The organism is Pseudoduganella danionis (assembly GCF_009720775.1).
Lineage (GTDB): Bacteria > Pseudomonadota > Gammaproteobacteria > Burkholderiales > Burkholderiaceae_D > Rugamonas > Rugamonas danionis.
The window spans coordinates 243,883-268,309 of the sequence record NZ_WNKW01000005.1 but is presented as its reverse complement, the minus strand read 5'-3'; the positions used below and the strand labels follow the sequence as shown (position 1 = coordinate 268,309).

Annotated in this window: 20 protein-coding genes; 8 read left to right on the top strand and 12 right to left on the bottom strand. The window is 60.3% G+C overall.

All coding sequences use genetic code 11. From position 1 onward, the window contains the following. Positions 1–7: 7 nt before the first annotated feature. Entirely contained in the window at positions 8–1,153 is a 1,146-nt protein-coding gene (gene nadA, locus GM655_RS17720; RefSeq protein ID WP_155436015.1) for a quinolinate synthase NadA, read from the top strand. Then, positions 1,150–2,016 carry a carboxylating nicotinate-nucleotide diphosphorylase gene (gene nadC, locus GM655_RS17715; protein ID WP_155436014.1) on the top strand — a complete coding sequence of 289 codons (867 nt, stop codon included), beginning with the start codon at positions 1,150–1,152 and terminating at the stop codon, positions 2,014–2,016. Before nadA ends, nadC begins: the two co-directional genes overlap by 4 nt. A 15-nt stretch (positions 2,017–2,031) precedes the next feature. On the opposite strand, the gene GM655_RS17710 is transcribed toward nadC, so the two are convergent. Both GM655_RS17710 and nadB read right to left on the bottom strand, forming a co-directional pair. Then, entirely contained in the window at positions 2,032–2,562 is a 531-nt protein-coding gene (locus tag GM655_RS17710) for a GNAT family N-acetyltransferase (protein ID WP_155436013.1), read from the bottom strand. A gap of 48 nt (positions 2,563–2,610) precedes the next feature. After that, positions 2,611–4,221, bottom strand: a complete 1,611-nt coding sequence (nadB, locus tag GM655_RS17705) for an L-aspartate oxidase (protein ID WP_155436012.1) — start codon at positions 4,219–4,221, stop codon at positions 2,611–2,613. A gap of 245 nt (positions 4,222–4,466) precedes the next feature. Here nadB and GM655_RS17700 point away from each other — a divergent pair, with 245 nt between their 5' ends. Further along, a complete protein-coding gene (locus tag GM655_RS17700; RefSeq protein WP_155436011.1) occupies positions 4,467–6,374 on the top strand; it encodes a TIGR03013 family XrtA/PEP-CTERM system glycosyltransferase in 1,908 nt (635 codons plus the stop codon). Between the two features lie 100 nt (positions 6,375–6,474). Here GM655_RS17700 and GM655_RS17695 read toward each other — a convergent pair whose 3' ends face one another. The 8 genes from GM655_RS17695 to GM655_RS17660 all read right to left on the bottom strand — a co-directional run bounded on the left by GM655_RS17695 (position 6,475) and on the right by GM655_RS17660 (position 13,920). Next, on the bottom strand, positions 6,475–6,888 hold the full coding sequence (locus GM655_RS17695) for an SEL1-like repeat protein (RefSeq protein WP_155436010.1): 414 nt from the start codon (positions 6,886–6,888) through the stop codon (positions 6,475–6,477). A gap of 338 nt (positions 6,889–7,226) precedes the next feature. Further along, positions 7,227–7,604 carry an Hpt domain-containing protein gene (locus GM655_RS17690; RefSeq protein WP_155436009.1) on the bottom strand — a complete coding sequence of 126 codons (378 nt, stop codon included), beginning with the start codon at positions 7,602–7,604 and terminating at the stop codon, positions 7,227–7,229. A gap of 64 nt (positions 7,605–7,668) precedes the next feature. Further along, on the bottom strand, positions 7,669–8,544 hold the full coding sequence (locus tag GM655_RS17685) for a proteasome-type protease (protein ID WP_155436008.1): 876 nt from the start codon (positions 8,542–8,544) through the stop codon (positions 7,669–7,671). Between the two features lie 42 nt (positions 8,545–8,586). Beyond that, entirely contained in the window at positions 8,587–9,390 is an 804-nt protein-coding gene (locus GM655_RS17680; RefSeq protein ID WP_155436007.1) for a transglutaminase family protein, read from the bottom strand. Between the two features lie 14 nt (positions 9,391–9,404). Further along, a complete protein-coding gene (locus GM655_RS17675) occupies positions 9,405–10,355 on the bottom strand; it encodes an alpha-E domain-containing protein (protein WP_155436006.1) in 951 nt (316 codons plus the stop codon). A 9-nt stretch (positions 10,356–10,364) separates the two neighbouring features. After that, entirely contained in the window at positions 10,365–11,795 is a 1,431-nt protein-coding gene (locus GM655_RS17670) for a circularly permuted type 2 ATP-grasp protein (protein WP_155436005.1), read from the bottom strand. Positions 11,796–12,003: 208 nt separating this feature from the next. Then, positions 12,004–12,525, bottom strand: a complete 522-nt coding sequence (locus GM655_RS17665; protein ID WP_155436004.1) for a PRC-barrel domain-containing protein — start codon at positions 12,523–12,525, stop codon at positions 12,004–12,006. A 132-nt stretch (positions 12,526–12,657) separates the two neighbouring features. Further along, on the bottom strand, positions 12,658–13,920 hold the full coding sequence (locus GM655_RS17660; RefSeq protein ID WP_155436003.1) for a serine hydrolase domain-containing protein: 1,263 nt from the start codon (positions 13,918–13,920) through the stop codon (positions 12,658–12,660). Positions 13,921–14,061: 141 nt separating this feature from the next. Between GM655_RS17660 and GM655_RS17655 the strand changes: the two genes are divergently transcribed. The 4 genes from GM655_RS17655 (at position 14,062) to GM655_RS17640 (ending at position 19,252) form a co-directional block, all read left to right on the top strand. Then, on the top strand, positions 14,062–14,901 hold the full coding sequence (locus GM655_RS17655) for a ferritin-like domain-containing protein (RefSeq protein WP_155436002.1): 840 nt from the start codon (positions 14,062–14,064) through the stop codon (positions 14,899–14,901). A 130-nt stretch (positions 14,902–15,031) separates the two neighbouring features. Continuing rightward, complete coding sequence (locus GM655_RS17650; protein ID WP_155436001.1) at positions 15,032–17,683, top strand: PAS domain S-box protein; 2,652 nt, start codon at positions 15,032–15,034, stop codon at positions 17,681–17,683. Continuing rightward, entirely contained in the window at positions 17,683–18,696 is a 1,014-nt protein-coding gene (locus GM655_RS17645) for an HD-GYP domain-containing protein (protein ID WP_155436000.1), read from the top strand. Before GM655_RS17650 ends, GM655_RS17645 begins: the two co-directional genes overlap by 1 nt. A 172-nt stretch (positions 18,697–18,868) precedes the next feature. Beyond that, positions 18,869–19,252: a translational machinery protein gene (locus GM655_RS17640; RefSeq protein WP_155435999.1), complete on the top strand. Its 384-nt coding sequence runs from the start codon at positions 18,869–18,871 to the stop codon at positions 19,250–19,252. 74 nt (positions 19,253–19,326) lie between these two features. Here GM655_RS17640 and GM655_RS17635 read toward each other — a convergent pair whose 3' ends face one another. Further along, entirely contained in the window at positions 19,327–21,297 is a 1,971-nt protein-coding gene (locus GM655_RS17635; RefSeq protein ID WP_155435998.1) for a peptidase U32 family protein, read from the bottom strand. 222 nt (positions 21,298–21,519) lie between these two features. Between GM655_RS17635 and GM655_RS17630 the strand changes: the two genes are divergently transcribed. Continuing rightward, positions 21,520–23,931 (top strand): catalase, encoded by a 2,412-nt coding sequence (locus GM655_RS17630; RefSeq protein ID WP_155435997.1) that lies wholly within the window; start codon positions 21,520–21,522, stop codon positions 23,929–23,931. 136 nt (positions 23,932–24,067) lie between these two features. Here GM655_RS17630 and GM655_RS17625 read toward each other — a convergent pair whose 3' ends face one another. After that, positions 24,068–24,286 carry a winged helix DNA-binding protein gene (locus tag GM655_RS17625; RefSeq protein ID WP_155435996.1) on the bottom strand — a complete coding sequence of 73 codons (219 nt, stop codon included), beginning with the start codon at positions 24,284–24,286 and terminating at the stop codon, positions 24,068–24,070. Positions 24,287–24,427: the final 141 nt, after the last annotated feature.

Genomic DNA, 24,427 nt, shown 5'->3' with positions numbered 1-24,427 from the left:
GAGTAGCATGCAAACCATAGAAATCAAGCCCGTCGAGTACGAGCACCCGCAGGACGGCGCCAGCTGCACCGCCCGCGCGTGGGCGCGCACTCCCGCTCCGCTGACGGCGGAGCAGCGTAGCAGCCTCAAAGCGCGCATCAAGCAACTGCTGAAGGAAAAGCAGGCCGTGCTGGTGTCGCATTACTATGTGGACGCCGATCTGCAGGATCTGGCCGAAGAGACGGGCGGTTGCGTGTCCGACTCGCTGGAAATGGCCCGCTTCGGCCGCGACCACAGCGCCAAAACGCTGATCGTGGCCGGTGTGCGCTTCATGGGCGAAACGGCGAAAATCCTGAGCCCCGAGAAACGCATACTGATGCCTGATCTGGACGCGACCTGCTCGCTCGATCTGGGTTGCCCGGCGGATGAATTCACGGCCTTCTGCGACGCTCATCCGGACCGCACGGTGGTGGTATATGCCAACACCAGCGCCGCCGTCAAAGCGCGCGCCGACTGGATGGTAACGTCGTCCATCGGCCTCGATATCGTGGCCCACCTGCATGCGCAGGGCAAGAAAATCCTGTGGGCGCCGGACAAGCATCTGGGTTCCTACATCCAGAAGAAAACCGGTGCCGACATGCTGCTGTGGCAGGGTTCCTGCCTCGTGCATGACGAATTCAAGGGCGTGGAACTGGAGCTGCTCAAGGCCCAGTATCCTGATGCGAAAATCCTCGTGCATCCGGAATCGCCAGCCAACGTGGTGGCGCTGGCCGATGTGGTGGGTTCGACCACCCAGATCATCGACGCTGCCGTAAATCTGCCGGCCGATACCTTTATCGTGGCGACCGATAACGGCATTCTGCACAAGATGCGCGCTGCGGCGCCAGGCAAACGCTTCATCGAAGCGCCTACCGCCGGCAATAGCGCGACCTGCAAGAGCTGCGCCCACTGCCCGTGGATGGCCATGAATGGCTTGCAGAATCTGGTGGACCTGCTGGAAAACATGGATAACAGCGGTGCCAACGAAATCCACGTCGATCCGGCCATAGGCCAGAAAGCCGTGACCTCGATCACCCGCATGCTGGATTTCGCGGCCGCCAAAAAGGCGCGCGTACAGGCCAGCGCCGATCTGGCGCAGGAAGGCAAACTGTTCGATGGGATAGGTCCAGCATGAGCACCCTGATCAACCGTTACGCGCCGTTCGACGAGGCGCTCAAGTCCGCTTTCGAAGCCAATCTGCTATCGGCCTTGCTGGAGGATGTGGGCACGGGCGACCTGACCGGCTTGCTGGTGCCGGAAGGTGGCCGTGCCACGGCCCGCGTGATCGTGCGCGAGCAGGCCGTGCTGTGTGGCGCGCCGTGGTTCGAAGGCGTGATGAACTGCATGCAGGCCGGCATTGAAATCGAGTGGCACTATGCCGAAGGCGATCTGATGCAGGCCGATACGCCGGTGTGCACCTTGCATGGTCCGGCTCGCGCCTTGCTGACGGGCGAGCGCGCTGCGCTGAATTTCCTGCAACTGCTGTCCGGTGTCGCTACGGTGACGCGCAAGTATGTGGACGTAATTGTCGGCACCCGCGCGGCCATTCTCGACACGCGCAAGACCTTGCCCGGCATGCGGCTGGCGCAGAAGTACGCAGTACGTGTGGGCGGTGGCCAGAACCAGCGTCTGGCACTGTACGACGGCATTCTGATCAAGGAAAACCACATTGCAGCCGCGGGCGGCATCACGCCAGCCGTGCATGCAGCGCAGGCACTCAACAAGGGCGTGTCGATACAGGTGGAAGTGGAAACCATCGTCGAGCTGGATGAAGCACTGGCGGCCGGTGCTGTGTCCATCCTGCTGGACAACTTCAGCCTCGATATGATGCGTGACGCGGTACAGCGCAATGCTGGCCGTGCGCTGTTGGAAGCTTCCGGCGGCATCAACTTCGATACCGTGCGCGCCATCGCCGAAACGGGCGTGGACCGCATTTCGATTGGCAGCCTGACCAAGGACGTACGCGCAACGGATTATTCGCTGCGCATTATCGGCTAAGCGCCGGCATCAACCTCAGATGTCTTTCCCCATCCGCACCAGCCCGACTTTGATCGGGCCGGGCAGGGGGATTTCGAATGCTTCAATTTCACTGAATCCGCAAGCCGTGTAGAGCGGCACGCCGGGCAGGGTAGCTGCCAGCTCCAGCCGGTGGAAGCCGCCTGCTGCAGCGGCGGCGCTGCAGTGTTCCAGCAATTGCCGCCCCAATCCGCGCCGCGCGGCCTGCGGGTGCACGAAGAAAGCCCGTATGCGGGCCGGCTGTGTGGCAGGATCGAGCAGGGGATCGGCACCCAGCTTGGTGCGGTCGGCGCCAAATAAGGTGGCGCGTTTGCTCCAGCCGCCGCAGGCCAGCAACTCGCCTGCTTCCTCGATGACGAAATACGTCTGGTCTGCCACCAGTTGGGTATCCACGCCGAACACATGCTGGGTGATAGCCTGCGCCTGCGCGGGCGTATAGAAACCTTCGCTCAGTTCTATGCCGGAACGGGCGATCAGCGCTTCCATCGCGGGGATATCGGTCGCTACGGCAGTACGCAGGGCTATCATGCAGAACCTCTAGTGGTCACACTTTTTGGTGGCGCTTATTTGCGGCGCTTATTTGCGTCGATTAGGCGTCAATATGCTGGGCAGGGCTTTCGGCAACGTCTCCGGATAGTCACGGCTGAAGTGCAGGCCGCGGCTTTCATGCCGCTGCAAGGCGCTGTTGACGATCAAGCTAGCCACATCGACCAGATTGCGCAGCTCCAGCAAGTCGTGAGTGATGCGGAAGTTCTGGTAGTACTCGTCGATCTCTTCCTTGAGCAGGGCGATGCGGTGCTGTGCCCGTTCCAGTCGTTTGGTGGTGCGCACGATGCCCACGTAGTTCCACATGAAGCGGCGCAGTTCGTCCCAGTTGTGGGCGATCACCACTTCTTCGTCGGCATCCGTGACGCGGCTTTCATCCCAGTCCGGCAGATACGGTACTTCGCCTTTTTCCTTGCCAGCGATATCGGTGGCGCAGGCACGACCGATCACCACGCATTCGAGCAGCGAGTTGCTGGCCAGACGGTTGGCGCCATGCAGTCCCGTGCACGCCGTTTCGCCCACCGCATACAGGCCGGGCAGGTCGGTACGGCCATACAGGTCAGTCACCACGCCACCGCAGGTGTAATGGGCCGCTGGCACGATAGGGATGGGCTCTTTGGTGATATCGATGCCCAGCTCCATGCAGCGCGCATAGATGGTCGGGAAATGTTCGATCAGGAAGTCGGCCGGTTTGTGGCTGATATCGAGATGCACATAGTCCAGCCCGCGCTTCTTGATTTCGAAGTCGATCGCGCGTGCCACCACGTCGCGCGGTGCCAGTTCGGCCCGTTCGTCATGGGCCAGCATGAAGCGCTTGCCTGCCGATGCGCCTGCTTCCGGCGGCAGTTTGAGCAGGCCGCCTTCACCGCGGATGGCTTCCGTGATGAGGAAGGACTTGGCATACGGGTGGTACAGACAGGTCGGGTGGAACTGGATGAATTCCATATTCGACACGCGGCAACCGGCGCGCCAGGCCATGGCGATGCCGTCGCCGCTGGCGGTGTCGGGATTGGTGGTGTACAGATAGACTTTACCAGCGCCGCCCGTAGCCATCACGGTGTGCTCGGCAGCGAAGGTCAGCACCTGGCCGGTCTTTTCGTCCTGCACATACAGACCATAGCACTTGGGCTGGCTGCTCTTCTTGGCGGGATGCAGCTTGTCCGAGGTAATCAGGTCGATGGCGCAATGGTGTTCGAACAGCGTGATGTTCGGATGGGCGCGCACCTTCTCTTCCAGCGTGACTTGCACGGCATGGCCGGTGGCATCGGCCGCATGGATGATGCGCCGCTGGCTGTGGCCGCCTTCACGGGTAAGGTGAAAGCCCAGTTCCGCCGTATCGTCACGGGTGAAGGGCACGCCCTGTCCGATCAGCCATTCGATGGCTTCGCGGCCATGCTCGACGATGAAGCGGGTGGCGCCTTCGTCGCACAGGCCGCCGCCGGCTACCAGCGTGTCATCGATATGCTGTTTGTGGCTGTCGCCCGAATCTAGCACGGCGGCAATCCCGCCTTGCGCCCAGTTACTGGCCCCGTCTTGCAGGGTACGCTTGGAAATAATCGCGACAGTACGCGTTTCCGCCAGATGCAAGGCGACTGACAGGCCGGCCAATCCACTGCCGACAATTGCAACATCAAATTTCATGATTCCGCTTGAATACAGTAAAGACCCATGACTATAGACCATTTGTCATGCGGCTGTCATATCCCTGCCGATTCTTGCCCAGATTTTGGCCGACAGCAGAGTCAATTGTGGTCGCTCAAGGTCTGAAAACACCACACGCTCATCATCGGTAGCATCGTGCAGCCCGTTTCGGGGAGGGCATCGTGATCCGGATATTCCACCACTACGTCTCAAAAATTGCCTTTTTGTTACTCCTGCTGGAGCTGATGGCTTTATTGCTGGCGGCCGTGCTGAGTTCCCCCTGGTGGTTGGCGGGCCGGCAATTGCTGCCGCAGCAGGTCTATGGTGTGGGACTGATCTTCTCGCTGGTCATGGTGCTCAGCATGGGTACTTTGGGCATGTATCAGCATAGCCAGACCCGGGCCGACATGCGCAGCACACTGTTGCGCATACTGCCGGCGCTGGTATTGGCGTTTTGTTTGCAAAATCTGTTGACGAGCATGTTACCGCGCTCGTATCTGGGCCATCCGGGCGCCGGCGTATTCCTGCTGGGCGGGCTGGCCGTCCTGGGCACGCGCCTGCTGGTATTTACTTCAGCCCAGTCGCGTCTGCTCGAGCAGCGCCTGATCGTGGTCGGACAGGGTGCGACCGCGCGCGAATGCATGGAACTGGCGGCGGCTGGCATAGGCTTTCATCCGTTCAAGGTGCTGGGCTTTGTGCCCGTGCAGGGAGAGGATAGCTGCGTGCCCAGCGCCATGCTGCTACCGGCAGATTCATCGCTGCTGGCACTCGCGCGCCGTCATGGTGCGGACGAAATCATTGTCTCCGTGGGGGACCGGCGTGGTGGCGGGCTGCCCGTGCATCAGCTACTCGATTGTGCGCTCGGTGGCGTGCCGGTCACCGACGCGGCTACCTTCTTCGAGCGCGAAGCCTGCCAGATCAGGCTGGATGCGCTGCAACCAAGCTATCTGATCTTTGGCGGCGGCTTTAAACAGAATCTGTTCCGGGCCATGGTCAAACGTGGTGTCGACCTGTGCGCCAGCGCGCTGATAGGTTTGCTGACGGCGCCCGTGATGGCGCTGGCGGCCATTGCGATCTGGCTGGAAGACGGCGGCAGCGTGTTCTATCAGCAGGAACGCATAGGTCGCAACAATCGGCCATTCCGCGTGCTGAAGTTCCGCAGCATGCGGCTGGATGCCGAACGCGACGGACAGCCGCGCTGGGCGCTGGAGAATGATCCGCGCATTACGCGCGTGGGTTACTGGTTGCGTCGCCTGCGCATTGACGAATTGCCGCAGATGTTGAATGTGCTCAAAGGGGAGATGAGTTTCGTCGGCCCGCGTCCCGAGCGTGCCTATTTCGTCAATCACCTGAATGATTTGACGGAGTATTACAACGTCAGGCATAGCATCAAGCCCGGCATTACAGGACTGGCGCAGGTGCGCTACCGTTATGGCGCCAGCATGGAAGATGCACTCTCCATGGTGGCCGAAGCCGCCAAAGTGATAGAGAACACTCAGCGTGATCTGAACATCGCGCTGATGAATGAGCTGGCGATTATCTTCGACCGCCTGCAGATCGATACGCGCGAGGTACTGCAGGCGGCAGGCACCAAGTGGAACTTTCTGCCTTTCCAGCCCGGCCTGGTTGGCGGGCATTGCATAGGCGTCGATCCCTATTATCTGACGCACAAGGCGCAGAAGCTCGGCTACCACCCCGACGTTATCTTGGCCGGACGTCGGATCAATGACAGCATGGCCAAATTCATCGCGGAACGCACCGTCAAGCTCATGGTGCAAGCCAATCTGCGGATTAAAGGTGCCATGGTGATCGTGCTGGGGCTGACTTTCAAGGAAAACTGTCCGGATTTACGCAATTCCAAGGTGGCCGACCTGATCACCGAGCTGCAAGCCTATGGGCTGGAGGTGGTGGTGCACGATCCTGTCGCCGACCCGGAAGAAGCGGCGCACGAATATGGGGTAAGGCTGTTGCGCTGGAACGAGCTGCCCGTGGCCGATGCGCTGATCTGTGCAGTGCCACACCGCAGCCTGCTGCAGCGGCCAATGGAAGAGCTGTGCAGCCGGGTACGCAGCGATGGCTGCTTGATCGACTTGAAAGGGCAATACAGTCTAGCTGCCCTGCAGGGCTCGGGCCGGCATATCTGGAGGTTATGAAAATACTCCAAGCGGCACTAGCCTAAAACTGCTCGCAGACTGTATTCTGAAATTCAGCGACACGGCCGCACAATTGAAGCTGTGCGGCTAGACTACACTGTCAGTGTGGCAGATAGCTGGCATTGGTCACATCCTTGAGGGTGCGACCGGCAGCGATGGATGAATTGGTGTTGGGCAAGGCGGAAGACTGGTACAAGCCAGCCAAATTGATCACTGCCTGGGCGTCGCCGGCACCGGCGGCACGCTCAAATAATTGACGTGCTTCATTACGCTTGGCGGGATTACTCAGATAACGCAATGCCAGTTCGCGCTGTGCCACAGGTGATCCCAGATCCGCCCACTCACGCAGGCGGCGCTCCGCAGCGCCTTGGCCTTGTGTGCCCAACTGCATGGCAGCGGCTTCAATAACCGTCGATGGCGGAATAGCGTCTTCCTTGGCCTGACAGGCTATCAAAGCGCCTACCATCACCAACAAAGACGAAATCAGCACACCAGACTTATTGAATAATTCCATAAAGTTCCAAACTGTGATTAACACTGGGATTAGGGGTCATCACGACGCACTGCACCATTATACTTGCGCCACAGCAAATTGCCAAGAAGGCAAGGCTGGCCGTGGGCTATTTTTCAGATTGAAGAGCTAGAAACTGACGGCTCATCCAGACGCCAGAGTGACACCGCAACAACTGAGGAGAATGTTAGCACGAAGCCCAAGCCTGCCCGGTTGATACAGTCCTAATGGGAGTAACAATTGTAACCATTCGTTAATACTTAAAAGTTGCGCTCGCGCAAACGCCTACGCCGCGCCGCAGCAATCACAATCTCTTAAGAATATTGAGAATTTGGCAAAGGTTAGCGCATCTGATCTGGCGCATGCTGGCGTAGCCAGTTCTCTGCCGCATGCAATACCAGCCGATACTCCGCATCGACGCTGGCAAACAAGCTCGGGATCTGCTCAGTATGCTGACCCAGCAAAGCCTGCTCCAGTTCCAGCGAAGCCGAAACCAGCCGCTTGGCTCCCAGCGTACCGATGGCGCCGCGCAAGGTGTGCAGCATTTTGGCGGCATCGCTCAGGCGGCCCTCGCGGATCGCGGTGCCAGCCAGCAGCAAAGGCTCCATGGCGGGCGCGCACGCGTCGGCGACGATCTTGCCGACCATCGCGCGGGCTTTGTCATCATCGCCCATGTACTTGATCAGGGTATCGACCGAGAATATGCTTACTTCCGACATGCAATGCTCCAAAGCAGATTGGGTGTTACGCTAATGATAGCCTTTGCACCGTTAGCGTGCCGGATTATTGTTGTCCGTCATGAAACTGCTGGGTCAGTGTCTGTAGCGGCGTGCGGCTGGTAGCAGGGGCGCTGATTCCTGCTGGCGGACTCACGCGCACGGGCTGGCTGCTGGTAGCGGCACTGTGCAGCACGTTGGCCGTGCTTTCGGGCGCCGCATCCCAGACGGGATTTTCCAGCCCCTCGAAGACGCGCTTGAGCTGGTGGCCCCAAGTGTTACGTATCATCTGGAAATACTGATTGCGCTCGTCTATGGTGACGAAATGGGTCACCGCGAGTGCCCCCGTTTCGTACACCAGCAGGTCCAGCGGCAAGCCTACCGAGACATTCGAGCGCAGTGTGGAATCCATCGAAATCAACGCGCACTTGGCGGCATCGTCGAGGCTGGTGGCAGGGCCCACCACGCGATCGATAATCGGCTTGCCATACTTGGCCTCGCCGATCTGGAAATAGGTATTTTCGTCATGCGCTTCGATGAAATTGCCAGCCGAATAGATCTGGAACAGACGGCAGCGCTCGCCGCCGATCTGGCCGCCAAAGATAATGCTGACATTGAAATCGATGCCAAACTCGGCCAGTGCCTTGGCTTCGCGCGCATGCACGTGGCGCACGGCGTCGCCGACGATGCGGGCCGCTTCATGCATGGTCCCTGCATTCCAGATGCTGCGCCCGTCATCGCTCTGGCTGTCGGCAATCAGCTGGCGTATCGACTGGGATATCGACAGATTCCCCGAAGTCATCATCACCATCATACGATCGCCGGGAATCTCGAAGACACTCATCTTGCGGAACGTGCCGACCTGGTCTACGCCTGCATTGGTGCGCGAATCAGAAAGAAAAACTAGCCCGGCATTCAGGCGCATGCCCACACAGTACGTCATCGAAAGCAACCATTTGTTTGAAGGAACATCATTCTACCCCGACTACTGCGGCATGATCTGCACCTGCACCTGCATGGATTCCATCCCGCCGCCACGGCGCACACCGCGTATCGGCGCAGCACCATCATAATCGCGGCCCACTGCCAGACGGCAGTAGGCATCCGTCATCAGGCGCGCATGGGTCACATCGATGCTGACCCAGCCCGTGTAATCGCCATCTTCGACCCAGCCGTCGACCCAGGCATGGCTGGCTGCATGGCCGGTATTCTCCGGATCGATATAGCCTGATACATAGCGTGCCGGTATGCCCGCCGCATGGCAGCAAGCAATGAACACGTGGGCATGATCCTGACACACACCCTGTCCCAGTTGCAGGGCCTGGGTAGCGGTACTGGCCACGCCGGTGGCACCTGTCTGATAGCGCACGCCCTGCAATATGCGCTCGCATAGTTGCAGCAAACTGGTCGTGCTGGCTTTGCCCTGCGCCAGACCAGCGTGCGTCAGCGCCAGTATTTCAGGCCCCGCCTCGGTCAGGCGGGTAGGCACCGTGTACACCAGCGGCGACAACGATTCGCTGGTGCTGATGCGGCCACGCGGCGGCTTACTGGTCTCCACCACGCCGCTCGCAATAATCTGTAAACGCGTGTGCGGCGTGTCCAGCGTCATCATATGCGAGGGATTGGCATAGGCATCCGTGTAGGCATGTACGGCGCCGGGCAGGTGCAGCTCCCAGGACAGCACGCGCTGCTGCGGATCGCTGCGCGGCGTCAGGTGCAGCTGCTGTATCGTGTAGGCCAGCGGCGAGCTATAGCTATACACAGTCTCGTGCCGTATGGTCAGGTGCATGGTGTAGCTCCAGCTTAAGCGGCCAGCGGCACGAGGAAATCGCGGCTGATGCGGTTGCCCAATTCGTTAATATCGGACAGGAAGGTGGTCAGCGTGTCGTGCAGGCCTTCGGCCAGCATATCCTCGATCTTGCCAAACTGTAGCTGAGCGTGCAGCCGGCCAGCATAGCGCTCGGTGTCGGCCGACACCTCGTTATGCACAGCGCGCAAGTTGAGCAGCACTTCATCCATACAGGCCAGCAGAGAGCGCGGCATATCATTCCGCAGCATCAGCAGCTCGGCGATACGGGCTGGCGTAATCACATCACGGTAGACCTTGCGGTAGATTTCAAAGCCCGACACCGAGCGCAGCAGCGCGCCCCAGTAATAGAAGTCGCGTTGGCTCATGGCATCGCCAGCCGGTTCGGCACCACCGCCATGGAATTTCACGTCGAGAATACGGGCCGTATTGTCGGCCCGCTCGAGGAAGGTGCCCAGCCGGATGAAGTGTACGGCTTCGTCGCGCAGCATGGTGCCGACGGTGACGCCGCGCGACAGGTGTGAGCGGTATTTCACCCATTCGAAAAATTTGCTGGGGTCCGTTTCCAGCAGCTCGCCTTTCAGATGCTGCTGCATATCGAGCCAGGTCTGGTTCTGGATTTCCCACACTTCCGTGGTGAGCGTGCCGCGCACGGCACGCGCGTTTTCGCGGGCTTCCGTCAGGCAGGCGACGATGGAAGAGGGATTGGCCGGATCGCGCACCATGAAATCAATCACGGCGCGGCCTTCCAGCGTGCGGAATTTCTGGTCGAATGCGTGCTGCAGCTCGGAGATGCCCAGCATGGCGCGCCAGCCTTGCGCCGTTTCTGCTTCTGACTGAGGCAGCATCGAGGTCTGCACATTCACATCGAGCATGCGGGCAGTGTTTTCGGCGCGTTCCGTATAGCGCGCCATCCAGAATAAATGATCGGCAGTGCGGCTTAACATAGTCTCTCCTTAACGTTCCAGTACCCAGGTATCCTTGGTGCCGCCCCCTTGCGAAGAGTTCACCACCAGCGAACCTTCCTGCAGCGCGACGCGGGTCAATCCGCCGGGCACCATGGCGATATTCTTGCCGGACAGTACAAACGGGCGCAGATCGATATGGCGCGGCGCAATGCCGTTTTCCACATAGGTCGGGCAGGCCGACAGCGCCAGCGTGGGCTGGGCAATATAGCCGTCTGGCCGTGCCAGCAGGCGCTGGCGGAAGTCTTCGATCTGCTCTTTGGTCGAGGCTGGCCCCACCAGCATGCCGTAGCCACCGGCCCCGTGCACTTCCTTCACCACCAGCTCGGGCAGATTGGCCAGCGTATAGGCCAGATCTTCCGGCTTGCGGCACTGGTAGGTCGGCACATTGTTGAGGATGGGCTGCTCCGACAGGTAAAACTTGATCATGTCCGGCACATAGGGATAGATGGATTTGTCGTCGGCCACGCCAGTGCCGATGGCATTGGCCAGCGTGACCCGCCCAGCCCGGTAGACCGACAGCAGGCCCGGCACACCGAGCGACGAATCGGGGCGGAAGGCGAGCGGATCGAGGAAGTCGTCATCAAGGCGGCGGTAGATCACATCCACGCGTTTGGGGCCGCGCGTGGTGCGCATATACACGGTGTTGTCACTGACGAACAAGTCCTTGCCTTCCACCAGTTCCACCCCCATCTGCTGGGCCAGGAAAGCATGTTCGAAATAGGCCGAGTTATACATGCCCGGCGTCATTACCACCACGGTAGGATCGTTGATGCCCATGGGGGCGACAGAGCGCAGATTGTCGAGTAGCAGGTCAGGGTAGTGGTCAACGGGCGCGATGCGGTTACGCGCAAATAGCTCGGGGAACAAGCGCATCATCATCTTGCGGTCTTCCAGCATGTAGGACACACCGGAAGGCACGCGCAGATTATCTTCCAGCACATAGAATTCACCCTGACCAGCGCGCACGATATCGACGCCGGCGATATGGGCATAGATATCGGAAGCGACATTAATGCCTTGCATTTCAGGGCGGTACTGGGCGTTCTGGTAGATCTGTTGGGCCGGGATGATGCCTGCACGGATGATGTTCTGCTCATGATAGATGTCATGGATGAACATGTTCAGTGCCTGCACCCGCTGTACCAGCCCGGCCTGTAGCTGCTGCCATTCGTGGGCCGGGATGATGCGCGGGATGGTATCGAAGGGAATCAGGCGCTCGGTGCCGGCATCGTCGCCGTACACGGCGAAAGTGATGCCCACGCGGCGGAAGGTCAGGTCCGCCTCGGCGCGCTTGCGTTCTATGGTGTCGCTGGACTGGCGCTGCAGCCAGCCGCAGAACTCGCGATAGTGCTCCCTAACCTCGGCGCTGGCATCATGCGCCAGACCGTCTGCAGTCATTTCATTGAAGAATTTTGCCATATCGAGCATCCCAGATGAGTACGCTTCTTCAGTATCAAGAAGCGTGCCAGTAGGAATGCCCGATTTTGGTGCAAGCTGTGCGGCAGACCCAGCGCAAGACGGCTGGCTGCGTGACAGCGGAGCGAAAACCGCAAAGAGAGGAAGAGCTGTACCGGCCCTGCGCCGCTACATCTTGGTGCAGGGCCGGCGTGATGCTGAGCGCACAGGCTTACAGATTACCGCTGCGGCCAGTGCCGCTTTCCGTGCTGCCGCTGTAGCCGGGATCGCTTTGCAGGCTGCTGCTGCCGCTGCCCATCACGCTGCCGCTGGCCGTGCGGGCACCGCCCAGATTCTGCTGCGTATGGTAGAAGCTGTGGATTTCCGTGCTGAATTCGGTACTGGCCATGTCGGGCCAGTGGTCCTTGTCAAAGCCCGGCGCATTTTTCAGGTGCTCTTTCGACACGTCGAGCAGGAAACGCTTGTTCACGGTATCGAGTTGCAGTGCCTGCCATGGCACGGCAAACAGTTTATCGCCCATGCCCAGCCAGCCACCGAAGGACAGCACGGCATAAGCTACCTGTCCCTGCCGCATATCGAGCATGATTTCCTTGATGTCGCCCAGATCTTCATCCTGGCGGTTGTACACGTCTTCGCCGATCAGCGTATCAGCCCCCATCAGGCGCGGGCCCGGGCCGCTGTCATCTGTCGTGTCGCTATAAATGCCATAGGTATCGCGGTCTAAGTAGCTCATGTTGGTCTCCGGTGGTTGCAGTGGCCCGTTCATCAGGCGACGGGATACGACTCATCATGGAGCAAGCCTAGGCGCGCAGGTATCAGTGCGCGGCCCCCATCTTTGTAGGAATGGGATGAGTTACCGGCGAACCTAGCGCCCAGGCTCAGGGCGGGGCGGGCGGGTGATATGGCGGTACAGCGCTGTCAGTATTCTTTCCTCGCTGCGGGTCAGTGCTGAATACTGGCCCGGATGCAGGGCCGGGTCGCGGCCCAAGCCGCCTATCAGCACGATCATGCCGTTGCCGCGCTCGAGATCGACGGCAAAGGTGGATAGCAGCCCATAGGCTTCGCCCAGATGGCCCACGGCGTGGAAGGTCGCATCTTCTACCAGCCGGTCGCGCCCATTGGCAAGCCGGCCAAAGCGCTGGCTACCCAGCCCCCAACTGCCGTACTGGCCCTGCTCGGTATCGCCGTTGCGACCATCGAACAGCCACTGCTGGCTGAACATCAGCCGTATGCTGTCCGGCTGCAAGATGGTGCGGCCCTGATACTGGCCGTGCTGGAGCAGCATCTGCATCAGCTGCCCCAGTCCCTGTGCGGAAATGCGCAAGCCGCCCGTGGGGCTGAACAAGGTGGCGTTCTGCCCCGGCTGGTAGCTGGCCGGTAGCGCACTCAGCGGGCGGCCAGAACGATAGTCGTCTACCTGCGCTATCCACGGCCCCTGGCTGTCCCACACCTCTGTATCGGTGCTGCGCTTGCGGTAGAGCGTGGCCAGCCTGTCCAGCTCGGCGTCGCTGAAACTGGGCGGGAAGTAACCGCCATGGATGCCCATGGGCTGCAGCAACAGGCGCTGCATCAGCAGGTCGAAGCGTTCGCCCGTCACCTGTTCCATCACCGTACCGATTACGCCCCAGTTCAGATTGGCGTAAGTGAAAAACTGGCCTGGCGCCGCCATGCTGCTCCACATGGACGGCGTGCCCCGCGTCAGTTCGGCACGGATGGGCTGCTCGCCGGCCCAATAGTAGCCGGCACCATCGCGCAGGCTGGAAGTGTGGCTGAGCAGCATACGCAGCGTGATCTCCCGCTCGGGAAAGCCGGGGTTGCGCAAGGGGTAGCCCAGATACTGCGAAACATCCGTGTCGAGATCAAGTTTGTGCTGCTCGATCAGCTTCATGACCCCCATGGCCGTGACCATTTTCGAGATGGAAGCGATGCGGTAAAGCGTATCCGGGCCCACGCCGGTAGCGGGCCTATCGAGCTGGCGCAGTCCGGTCTGGTAGCTATAATCTACTTGTCCGGCACGCAGGGCAAGCACCGACAGGCTGGCCAGCGGCAGGGCAGGGTCGTGCGCCACCGCGGCCAGTTCGCGGTCCAGCGCAGCATTCTGGCCATGCGCCAGCGACATCGACCACATAGCAAGCAACCCACCGAGCACACGCGACATAAGCCATCCCCACACAGACAAAGGTCTTAGCATACTGTGGCGCAGTGCCAGCTGCCAAGCAAACTGCGGGCCGGATGGTACACTGCGGCCTTTTCCGTGCCCCGTACCATCATGTCCGCCAGTTCCGTTCCAGCCTCCCAAGCCACCGAATTACGTCAATACGCGCTGGACTGCCTGCTGCTGTCTGATCCGGCCAGCAAGGTCGCCGCCGTCCATGCGATGAAGGCCGCATGGCAGGCCGGCACGCTGCAGCTAGACGAGCAGGCCGAACTGGTGAGCCAAGGCGCCATCCCGGGCCGGCCCGAGCGGCCGGACCTGGTGCCGCCGCTCGCCGTGGGGCGGCGCTCGATGGCAACCAGCGCAGGGCGCGGCATGCTGATCCACGCGCTCAGCCATATCGAATTCAACGCCATCAATCTGGCGCTCGACGCGCTGTGGCGTTTTGCCGGCATGCCGGCCGAATACTATGTCGACTGGCTGCGTGTGGCCGACGAAGAAGCTAGCCATTTCCATATGCTGGCCAGCCATTTGCAGCAACTGGGCTATGCCTACGGCGACTTTTCCGCCCACGACAGCCTGTGGGAAATGGTCGACCGTACGCGTGACGATGTGATGGCGCGCATGGCGCTGGTGCCGCGCACGCTGGAAGCACGCGGGCTGGACGCCATCCCGCCGCTGCGCGCCAAGCTGGCGCAAGCAGGCGATCAGGCTGCTGCCGCCATTCTCGACATCATTCTGCGCGACGAAGTGGGCCACGTAGAAATTGGTAACCGCTGGTTTTCCCATCTGTGCCAGCAACGCGGCCTGGCGCTGCGCCCCACCTACGCCGAACTGGCACTGCGCTACCGTGCACCGACGCCACGCGGTCCGTTCAATATCGAAGCCCGTTTGCGCGCCGGCTTTAGTGAGGAAGAGCTGCAGGCACTCACTGCGGCGGGTGACCGCCAGTAAAATGCTCGCTGTGGCTGAGGCCGATTTGCAACTGGAGCGGCCTATCGCCAGCAGTTGTGACAATTGGTGATAATTTCTTGGCGCAAAACAGGTAGAGTTGGTACATAAGCCACTGTTCTTCATCTACCTTATGGCCGCAACCAGCCCCCGTGCTCCTACGTGGCAACCTCAAATCAACGCGCATAGCCGCGAACTGCTCGCAGCACTGGTAGCGTCCTCCAGTGATGCCATCGTCACCAAAACGCTAGACGGCATCGTCACTAGCTGGAATCCTGCGGCCGAACGCATCTTCGGCTATGCCGCCGAAGAGATCATCGGCCAGCCCATCCAGCTTTTGCTGCCGCCGGACCGGCTGAGCGAGGAGCAGGCCATTCTGCGCCAGGTCCGCCAGGGTGTACGGGTCGAGCATTTCGACACCTTACGGGTGTGCAAAAACGGTATCCAGATTGCCGTCTCCGTCACCGTCTCGCCCATCCTGAACGAGCAGGGTGACGTGATCGGTGCATCCAAAATTGCCCGCGACATCACGGAAAAGCGCCGCGCCGAACACGAATTGCGCGCCTACCGCACCCAGTTACAGAGGCAGATCAGCACGACCACGGGCGAGCTGTCGGCGATAGTGCAGACGGCCGCCAATGCCATCATTACCACTGACGGGGAAGGGCGCATCGACGTATTCAACCCCGCGGCAGAGGAAATGTTTGGCTGGAGTCATAGCGAAATGCGTGGCAACAGCGTTGCCTGCCTGTTGCCCGAACTCGAAGCACAAGCGCACCAGCAGTATTTCCGCCAGGCTGATACGGCCGTACGCTACCGTTCCATCGGCGTCAAACGCGAAGTGCGGGCAAGGCGCCGCAATGGCGAGACCTTTCCCATCTCGATAGCGCTGGGCCACACGCGGCTGGCACCGGACCAGCCGTATTTCGTCGCCTTCATTACCGATATCACGGCCCAACGCGCCATCGAAGAAGATCTGCGCCATGCCAAGGAGCAGGCGGAAGCGGCGATGCGTGCCAAGGCCAGCTTTCTGGCCAATATGAGCCATGAAATTCGCACGCCCATGAATGCCATCATAGGCTTTTCCGAGCTGGTGCTGGCCGATGCCAGCGTAACCGGTACGGCGCGTGAGCATGTACAGACGGTGCACCAGTCGGCCAAAGACCTGCTCTGCATCATTAACGATATCCTCGACTATTCCAAGATCGAAGGCGGCAAGACGGAACTGGAACGGCTGCCCTTCAGCCTGACACGCCTGCTGCGCGACGTGCTCAGACTGCTCGATCAGGAGGCGCGCCACAAGCACCTGACCTTGCAGGTCGAAGTGGGCAGCAGCGTGCCGGCCATCTGTCTGGGCGACCCCACCCGCATCCGCCAGATATTGCTGAATCTGGTGGGCAATGCCATCAAGTTCACCCACGCGGGCAGCATAAGCCTGCAGCTGGAAGCCATGGATGATGGCCAGATCCATTTCGCCGTGCGCGATACCGGCATAGGCATGACGGAAGAACAGCTGGACCGGGTGTTCGAGCTGTTCACCCAGGCCGATGTGAGCACCACACGGCGCTTTGGCGGTACCGGACTGGGCACTACCATCTGCCGCAATCTGGTCGAGCTCATGCACGGTAAAATCTGGGCCGAAAGCAGCTATGGCGCCGGCTCCACCTTCCACTTCACGCTGCCTTTGCCAGCGGTGCACAACCCCGGCACCCCGGTGCTGCTGCCGACCGACGACTATGAGCTCAGTGCGCGCACGCCGCGCGCTTTCCGTATTTTGCTGGCGGAAGACGTCGCCACCAATGCCCGTCTGGTGATGCTGCGCCTGAGCCAGCTGGGCCATGAAGTAATCTGGCAGGACAGCGGCCATGGCGCTGTCGATGCATGCCTCAAGGAAGATTTCGATGTGGTGCTAATGGATGTGATGATGCCGGACATGGATGGACTGGAAGCCACCCGCGCCATCCGCATGATGCGTCCGTCCGATGCCGCCTATCTGCCCATTATTGCCCTGACGGCCAGTGTGCTGCCGGAAGATCACCGGAGTTGCCGCGAAGCGGGCATGGATGCCGTGCTGGGCAAACCCATCGATCTGGCGGAAATCCTGCAGCAAATGGAAACGCTGGTGCCGGCGGGCCGTGGCCGTTTCAATCCCACACTGGCCGCCGATGCGACGCAGGACTTGCCGGCAGCACTCGCACCGCTGGCACCGCTGGTCAATCTGCCGCGCGCCTTGCGTCTGTGGGGCGACGCGCAAGTGTACCGTCTGGCGCTGGAAGAATTCTGTACCGCCCACGGCAACGATGGCCAGCGCATCATCCAGCAACTCGATACGGCGCCGGAACTTGGGCGCCGCATGGCACACACGCTGAAAGGCGTGGCGGCCAATCTGCAACTGGCCGCTATCGCCAAGCTGGCCAGCGCAGTGGACGCCGCCATCAAGGCCGATAATCTGGCACAGGCACGCCAGTGCACGCAGCAGCTCCAGCTCGACTTCGACCAGCTGTTGGAACTGGTCGAGCAGACCCGCAGCAGTCCCCCCGGCGCAGACACTGCTGCAGCGGCCCCAGCCACGCAACAGGAAGAGGTCCCCCAGCTGCTGCAAGCCTTGCGCAGCGGACTCGAAAGTGCCAATCCCGACGATGTACGCGGGCTACTCAGCCATCTGGCCACACTGCTGGGCAGCAATGCGGTACAGCCGCTGCTGGTCGCCGTGCAGCATTTCGACTTCGATCAGGCCAGCACACTGACCGACAGCCTGATCCTCAACTGGCAAGGGCAAGCCTGATGCAGAAGATCATTCTGGCCATAGACGACGAGCCCAACAACCTCAACCTGCTGCTGCAGGTAATGCGCGACAAGTATCGCCTGGTGTTTGCCAACAATGGGGCCAAAGGGCTGGAACTGGCCGGCCGCATACAGCCCGACCTGATCCTGCTCGACATCATGATGCCTGGCCTGGATGGCTACGAAGTCTGCCGCCGCCTCAAGGCGGATGTCCGGCTCAGCCACATCCCCGTGATCTTCCTCACGGCCATGACGGCCACGGAAGACGAGGCGCGCGGCTTCGATGCGGGCGCGGTCGATTATGTGCAAAAACCTATCTCCGTGCCCACACTGCTGCGCCGCGTGGCCACCCATCTGTCGCTGGTACACCTGAACGATGTCGCCCGTGCGCGGCGCGAAGCCGTGTACATGCTGGGCGAAGCGGGCCACTACAACGATAACGATACGGGTGCCCACATCTGGCGCATGGCCGCCTATGCCTGCACGCTGGCCAGCACGCTAGGCTGGTCTAGCGAAACAGTGGAGCAGCTGGAACTGGCCGCGCCGCTGCACGACACCGGCAAAATAGGCGTGCCCAGCGCCATCCTGAAGGCGCCGCGCACGCTCACGCCCGACGAATGGGAAATAATGAAGCGCCACACGGAAATCGGCGCGCAGATCCTACAAAGCGGCAACGGGGAAATTTTTTCCATGGCGCGCGATGTAGCGCTATCGCACCACGAACGCTGGGATGGCACAGGCTACCCTCACGGCCTGGCGGGCACGGCCATCCCCGAGGCTGCGCGGCTGGTAGCCGTGGCGGATGTGTTCGATGCGCTGACCATGCAACGCCCGTACAAGGCGGCGTGGAGCCTGAGCGACACTTGCGACTTCATCCGGGCCGGCAAAGGCCTGCATTTCGATCCGCAAATGGTTGATGCCTTTGAGCATGCACTGCCGGAGCTGATAAGGATACGGGCCGACTGGGCCGAGCAGAGGCCACCGGAAGCCCCGCAGGCCGAAGGAGACCTGTAGCGATCGGCAGAGCATTAAGGCAAGCAGAACTGTCACGCGACTGATTGATTTACATCAAAGATTCTGCGACTTAACTTCACTAGACTTAAATCGTTGCCACAAGAAAAATATCGAAACGCAGGTGCTTTGCGGCGACTTACAGGCACCACGTTTATATTCTATGGAGTCGTTTATGTCTTTCAATCATGTTGTCGCGTGGATCGATCATACCGAAGCACACGTAATCCATTTCAATGCTGAAGCCGCCGACAGCGAAGTCATTAAAACTCACTCGAAGCATCCACACCTGCACGGTAAATCGGGTTCGACGGGCGCGGGCCGCGCACCGGAAAACAAGCAGTATTTTGATGACGTGGCCAAAGCCCTGAGCGGCAGCACCGAGATCCTGATCGTTGGCCCTGGCCACGAAAAACTGGAACTGATGAAGTACATGCTGCGCGCCCATCCGGCCGTTGCCGAGTGCGTCATGAGCGTGGAAAGTGCCGACCATCCTACCGATGGCCAGCTGCTCAAATACGCCCGCAAATACTTCGTCAAAGCCGACATGATGCGTTAAGCATGCTGGCGCCGGCCATGCCGGCATAGCAAAGAAAACGGCGCCCCGTGTGAATTGGGCGCCGTCTTTTTTCGTCAGCTAGTCGGACGCTGACGGTGGAAGGTAATAGGGCTGTAGGGAATATTCGATGGTGGCGCCGATTTCAGTATGCCCGGTTTCATGGCCCCTACCACATGCATTTCGCAGGGCTTGCAGTCGAAGCGCAGCGTGTAAGTTTCGTCGCCGCTGACCAAGGTCATCGGTTCGGCCCGCACCTGGCCCTGCACGCCCTGTACGCCTTTAGCCTGTTTAGGGCAGAGGTTGAACGAGAAACGCAGGCAGTGCTTGGTAATCATCAACGGCACTTCACCCGCTTCTTCATGCGCCTCGTAGGCCGCCGCGATCAGCTGCACACCATGTTTGTGATAGAAGACGCGGGCCTTTTCGTTGTACACATTGGCCAGATAGCTGAGCTGGGTGTCCGGATACACGGCAGGCGGCTGTGCTGCAGGTTTGCGCTGCGGTCGCTCCCAGGCCGCCAGCCGCAGCGCTTCGTGCGCTTCGATGGCGTCACGGCGCAGGGCATTGATGGCCGCTGCCGGCACGAACCACGGCTGCGATAGCTGCAGTTCGATGCCGAGCGGCGCGAACATGGTATTGCCCAATTTGCCGAGGCTGGCGCGCAGCGAGGCCTCGGCCTGGTCGGCATTCTGGGCGGTCTGCAATTCCAGCTGGGCTGAAGTAGAGCTGCACAGTCCATCTTCATCGCGCAGCGACAGGCTCAGCCCGCCAGACTGTTCGCTCAGCGTCAGATGCAGGCCCACTTTACGTTCGGCCGATTTCTTGTTGAGCGTCGCTTCCCACTGGTGGTCGCGGTTACGGTTGATGGACAGGCCAACCTTGAGGCCGGGCAGGGCGCTGATGGCTTCGTTGGTGAACACGCGCCACAGCTGGCCATCCTCATTCTCGCCCAGCTTCTTCACCACATTGGCCTGGATGCCGCAGGTCTCGCGCTTGTGCATGTAGTTCAGGCCATCGCCATTGGCCATGGCGGCATTGGTCAGCATGTCGAAATGGTCGGTGCCCAGCTTGGTCACGGTGCCCAGCTCCACGCCCACATATTTGGGCGAATCGAACGCACCGATGTCGTCCTGACGACCGTTGGCAAAATAATCCGTGTGGCCGCGGTGGAAGTTTTTGTCGATATCGGGCGTGAACAGTATCTCCGTGTGGCCGCTGGCCGCACGGCTGAATTCGGGACGTCGCTCGAGCAGCTCGTCCAACAGTAGACGGTAATGGGCAGTGATGTTTTTCACATAGCCCATGTCTTTGTAGCGGCCTTCGATCTTGAACGAGCGGATGCCGGCATCCACCAGCGCTTCCAGATTGCGGCTCTGGTCATTGTCCTTCATCGACAGCAAATGTTTTTCGTACGCCACCACGCGGCCCTTGCTATCGCTCAGCGTGTACGGCAGACGGCAGGCTTGCGAGCAGTCGCCGCGGTTGGCGCTGCGGCCCGTGTCGGCATGCGAGATATAGCATTGGCCCGAGAAGGCCACACACAGCGCGCCATGGACAAAGTATTCAAGCGGCGTATCGACCGCCGCATGGATCTGGCGTATCTGTTCGACCGTCAGTTCGCGCGCTAGTACCAACTGGGAAAAGCCCACATCGCCAAGGAATTTGGCCTTTTCCAGCGTGCGGATATCGCACTGGGTACTGGCATGTAGCTGGATAGGCGGCAAATCCATCTCCAACAGGCCCATATCCTGCACGATCAGCGCATCGACGCCGGCTTCGTACAGCTGCCAGATCTGCTTGCGTGCGGCGTCCAGCTCCGCATCATGCAGGATGGTATTGAGCGTAACGAAGATGCGCGAACGGTAGCGGTGAGCAAATTGCACCAGTGCCGAGATTTCCTCGATGGTGTTGCTGGCATTGTGGCGCGCACCGAAAGCCGGGCCACCGATATAGACCGCATCGGCACCATGCAGGATGGCTTCGCGGCCTATCTCTGCAGTTTTGGCGGGCGACAGGAGTTCGAGCTGATGAGCCAGTAGCGACATGGCGTGGTTCCTTCCTAGATAAGGGCGGAATTATAACGAAATCAAGGACTTCCGTCAGCGCCCCCATGTGCGGCGGCGTGCCCGCCTACAGAGCGGTGATCTGCTGTCCTATTCTAAGCTCGGGTATATCGGGCGAAGATGAGGTGGTTAACCGGCCCCGCAATGTTTCATGAAAAATAATTACATGGCGTTGTCATCCGGTCTTCCGCCACGGAGCACACTATGCCGACAGACACCAGCAATAATAGCAATCATAGCAACAATGACCCATCCACCGGCGCCAGCTCGCTGCTGAGCACCGTCTCCGGTCCGTCGACCGGCAGCGCGCCACACTCCAGCGGCAGCAATAGTGCGCAAGAGCAGTTGGCTCTGCGACGGGCTGGCAGCGCGCAGAAGCTGGCCGCCCTATGCCCGGCCAATAGTAGCAAGCCGGGTGAATACGGCGAGGCAGCGAGGCACCCGCAAACGGGCGAAATGCACCTGCCGGATGACGTACTGGCACTGGCCAGTACGGCGAGCGAGGCAGCCACTTCTGCCAAACTGGGCGATACGCCTGCCCAGGGTATCAACCGCAGTATAGGCCCGCTAGACCAGAACCGTGCAGATGGCGGCGAACAGGCTCTGAGCAGCAATCAGGGCGTTGCCATCGGCGACAACCAGAACAGCCTCAAAGCCGGTATACGCGGACCGGCCCTGCTGGAGGACTTTCTGCTGCGGGAGAAGATCACCCATTTCGATCATGAACGTATCCCTGAGCGCGTAGTACACGCGCGCGGCTCGGCAGCGCACGGCTTCTTCGAAGCCTATGACGACCTGAGCGACATTACCATCGCCGCACCGTTCCGTCAGACAGGCAAGGTAACACCCGTATTCGTGCGCTTTTCCACCGTGGCAGGCGAACGCGGTTCGGCCGACACGGCGCGCGATGTGCGTGGCTTTGCCGTCAAGTTCTACACCGACGATGGCATCTGGGACCTGGTTGGCAACAACATGCCCGTCTTCTTCATACAGGATGCGATCAAATTCCCCAATCTGGTGCATGCACTGAAGCCGGAACCCCATCACGCCATGCCGCAAGCTTCTAGCGCCCATGACAACTACTGGGACTTCGTCTCGTTGATGCCGGAATCAACGCATATGCTGCTATGGCAAATGTCTGACCGGGCCATTCCACGCAGCTACCGCACCATGCAGGGCTTTGGCGTGCATACTTTCCGCCTGATTAACCGCGTGGGTGATGCCGTGTTCTGCAAATTCCACTGGAACCCCTTGGCAGGTACCCATGCGCTGGTATGGGATGAAGCGGCGAAACTGATGGGTGCCGACCCCGATTTCCACCGGCGCGACCTGTGGGAAGCCATAGAGCAGGGCGCTTATCCCCAGTGGGAACTGGGCCTGCAAATATTTACTGAAGCGCAGGCCGAAGCCTTCGACTTCGACGTACTGGACGCCACCAAGCTGATACCGGAAGAACTCGTGCCCGTAAGAACAGTAGGGCGCATGACCCTGCATCGCAATCCCGACAACTTCTTTGCCGAGACCGAGCAGGTGGCGTTCTGCACGGCCCACGTCATACCCGGCATAGACTTCAGCAACGATCCCTTGCTACAGGGACGCATACACTCTTATGTGGACACGCAGATTTCGCGACTAGGCGGGGCAAACTTCCACGAAATTCCCATCAACAGGCCTGTCAATCCGCTCCACAACAACCAGCGCGACGGCATGCATCGCCAGACCATACACCGCGGCCGCGTCAATTACGAGCCGAATTCACTGGGTGGTGGCTGTCCCCATCAGGCTGGCTATCTGGGCTATGCCTCATTTCCCGCCGCCGTCGATGGAGAAAAGCTACGCGCCAAGCCGCTCAAATTTGCCGAGCACTATGGACAGGCCCGCATGTTTTACCTGAGTCAGACTGGTGCCGAACAGCGCCACATCATCGATGCCTTCCGATTCGAACTGAGCAAGGTGCAGACACCCGCCGTGCGCCAGCGTGTACTGGCCAATCTGGCCAACGTCAGCACCGGGCTGGCTGCGGCCATTGCCGAAGGGCTGGGGATGGTGATGCCGCCGCCTGCTCCTGTCAGCGGCCTAACGGTAGTGCCCGAATACGCGCCATCGCCAGCCTTGTCGCTGACAGCCCGGCCCGGCGTGACCGGCATACTGGCGCGCAAGGTTGCGATTATCGTGGGTGCGGGCGTCGCTGCCAGCGCTGTCCGGCTAGCCTACGCACGCCTGCGCGCAGAAGGTGCGCTTCCGAGACTGGTCGCCACCCGACTGGGACGCTCCACCGGCAAGGACGGCGAATTTCTCGATGCGGAAATCTCCTTCGAAGCAGGGCCGGCCGTGTATTTTGACGCCGTAATCCTGCCGGACGGACTGCAATTCGATGCGCGCGACAGAGAGCAGCGGCTGGCGGAATTCTTGCGCGATCAATACCGCCATTGCAAGCCTATCTATGCCTGGGGCAGCGCGCGGGATCTGCTGCACGCGCTGGCACTGGCGACAACGGCACAGCCACCGTTATATCCAGACGACGTGATACTGGCTGAAGCAGAGCAGTTTGATGCTGGGTTGGCCGCCTTCATGGCCTTGCTGGCCAGCCCGCGCAGCTATGCCAGAGAAGACTGACAAACTCCATCAGTAAGTCAGGTAGCCGTTTCAGTTCCATTCGTGCAGATCGCATTTTACATAATATAAATTATGCGAAATTATGAATTCCGGCCACGCCTGTATTACAGCCTAGCCATTTAAATTCAAGTACGCATTACTGGATAAGCTTATCGAGAGTCTGGATCGCTGTTTTCAATAGCGCCCGCTGCTCTAGATCCGTCTTCTTTAGCAATTGCTCGGCAAGCCATTGCGCGCGCGCGGCTCGTTCCTCTGCAGCCAGTGCGCGCCCCGCGGCGCTAATGTGCACAAGGTAAGCTCGGCGGTCTGCGCCGTCCTGCTTCAAGCTCAGCAGGCCTTTCTCGACCAGTTTCATCACAATCAACCGCATCGTCTGATGTGATACTTTTCTGTGTTCGGCCCCTGATGTTACTCGGCCTGAGAGTGGCCGATACAGACACTACAGCGCTGGCCAGGCCGTACTTGGTCGCGAAAGTCCGGCCAGCCAATCTTGCCC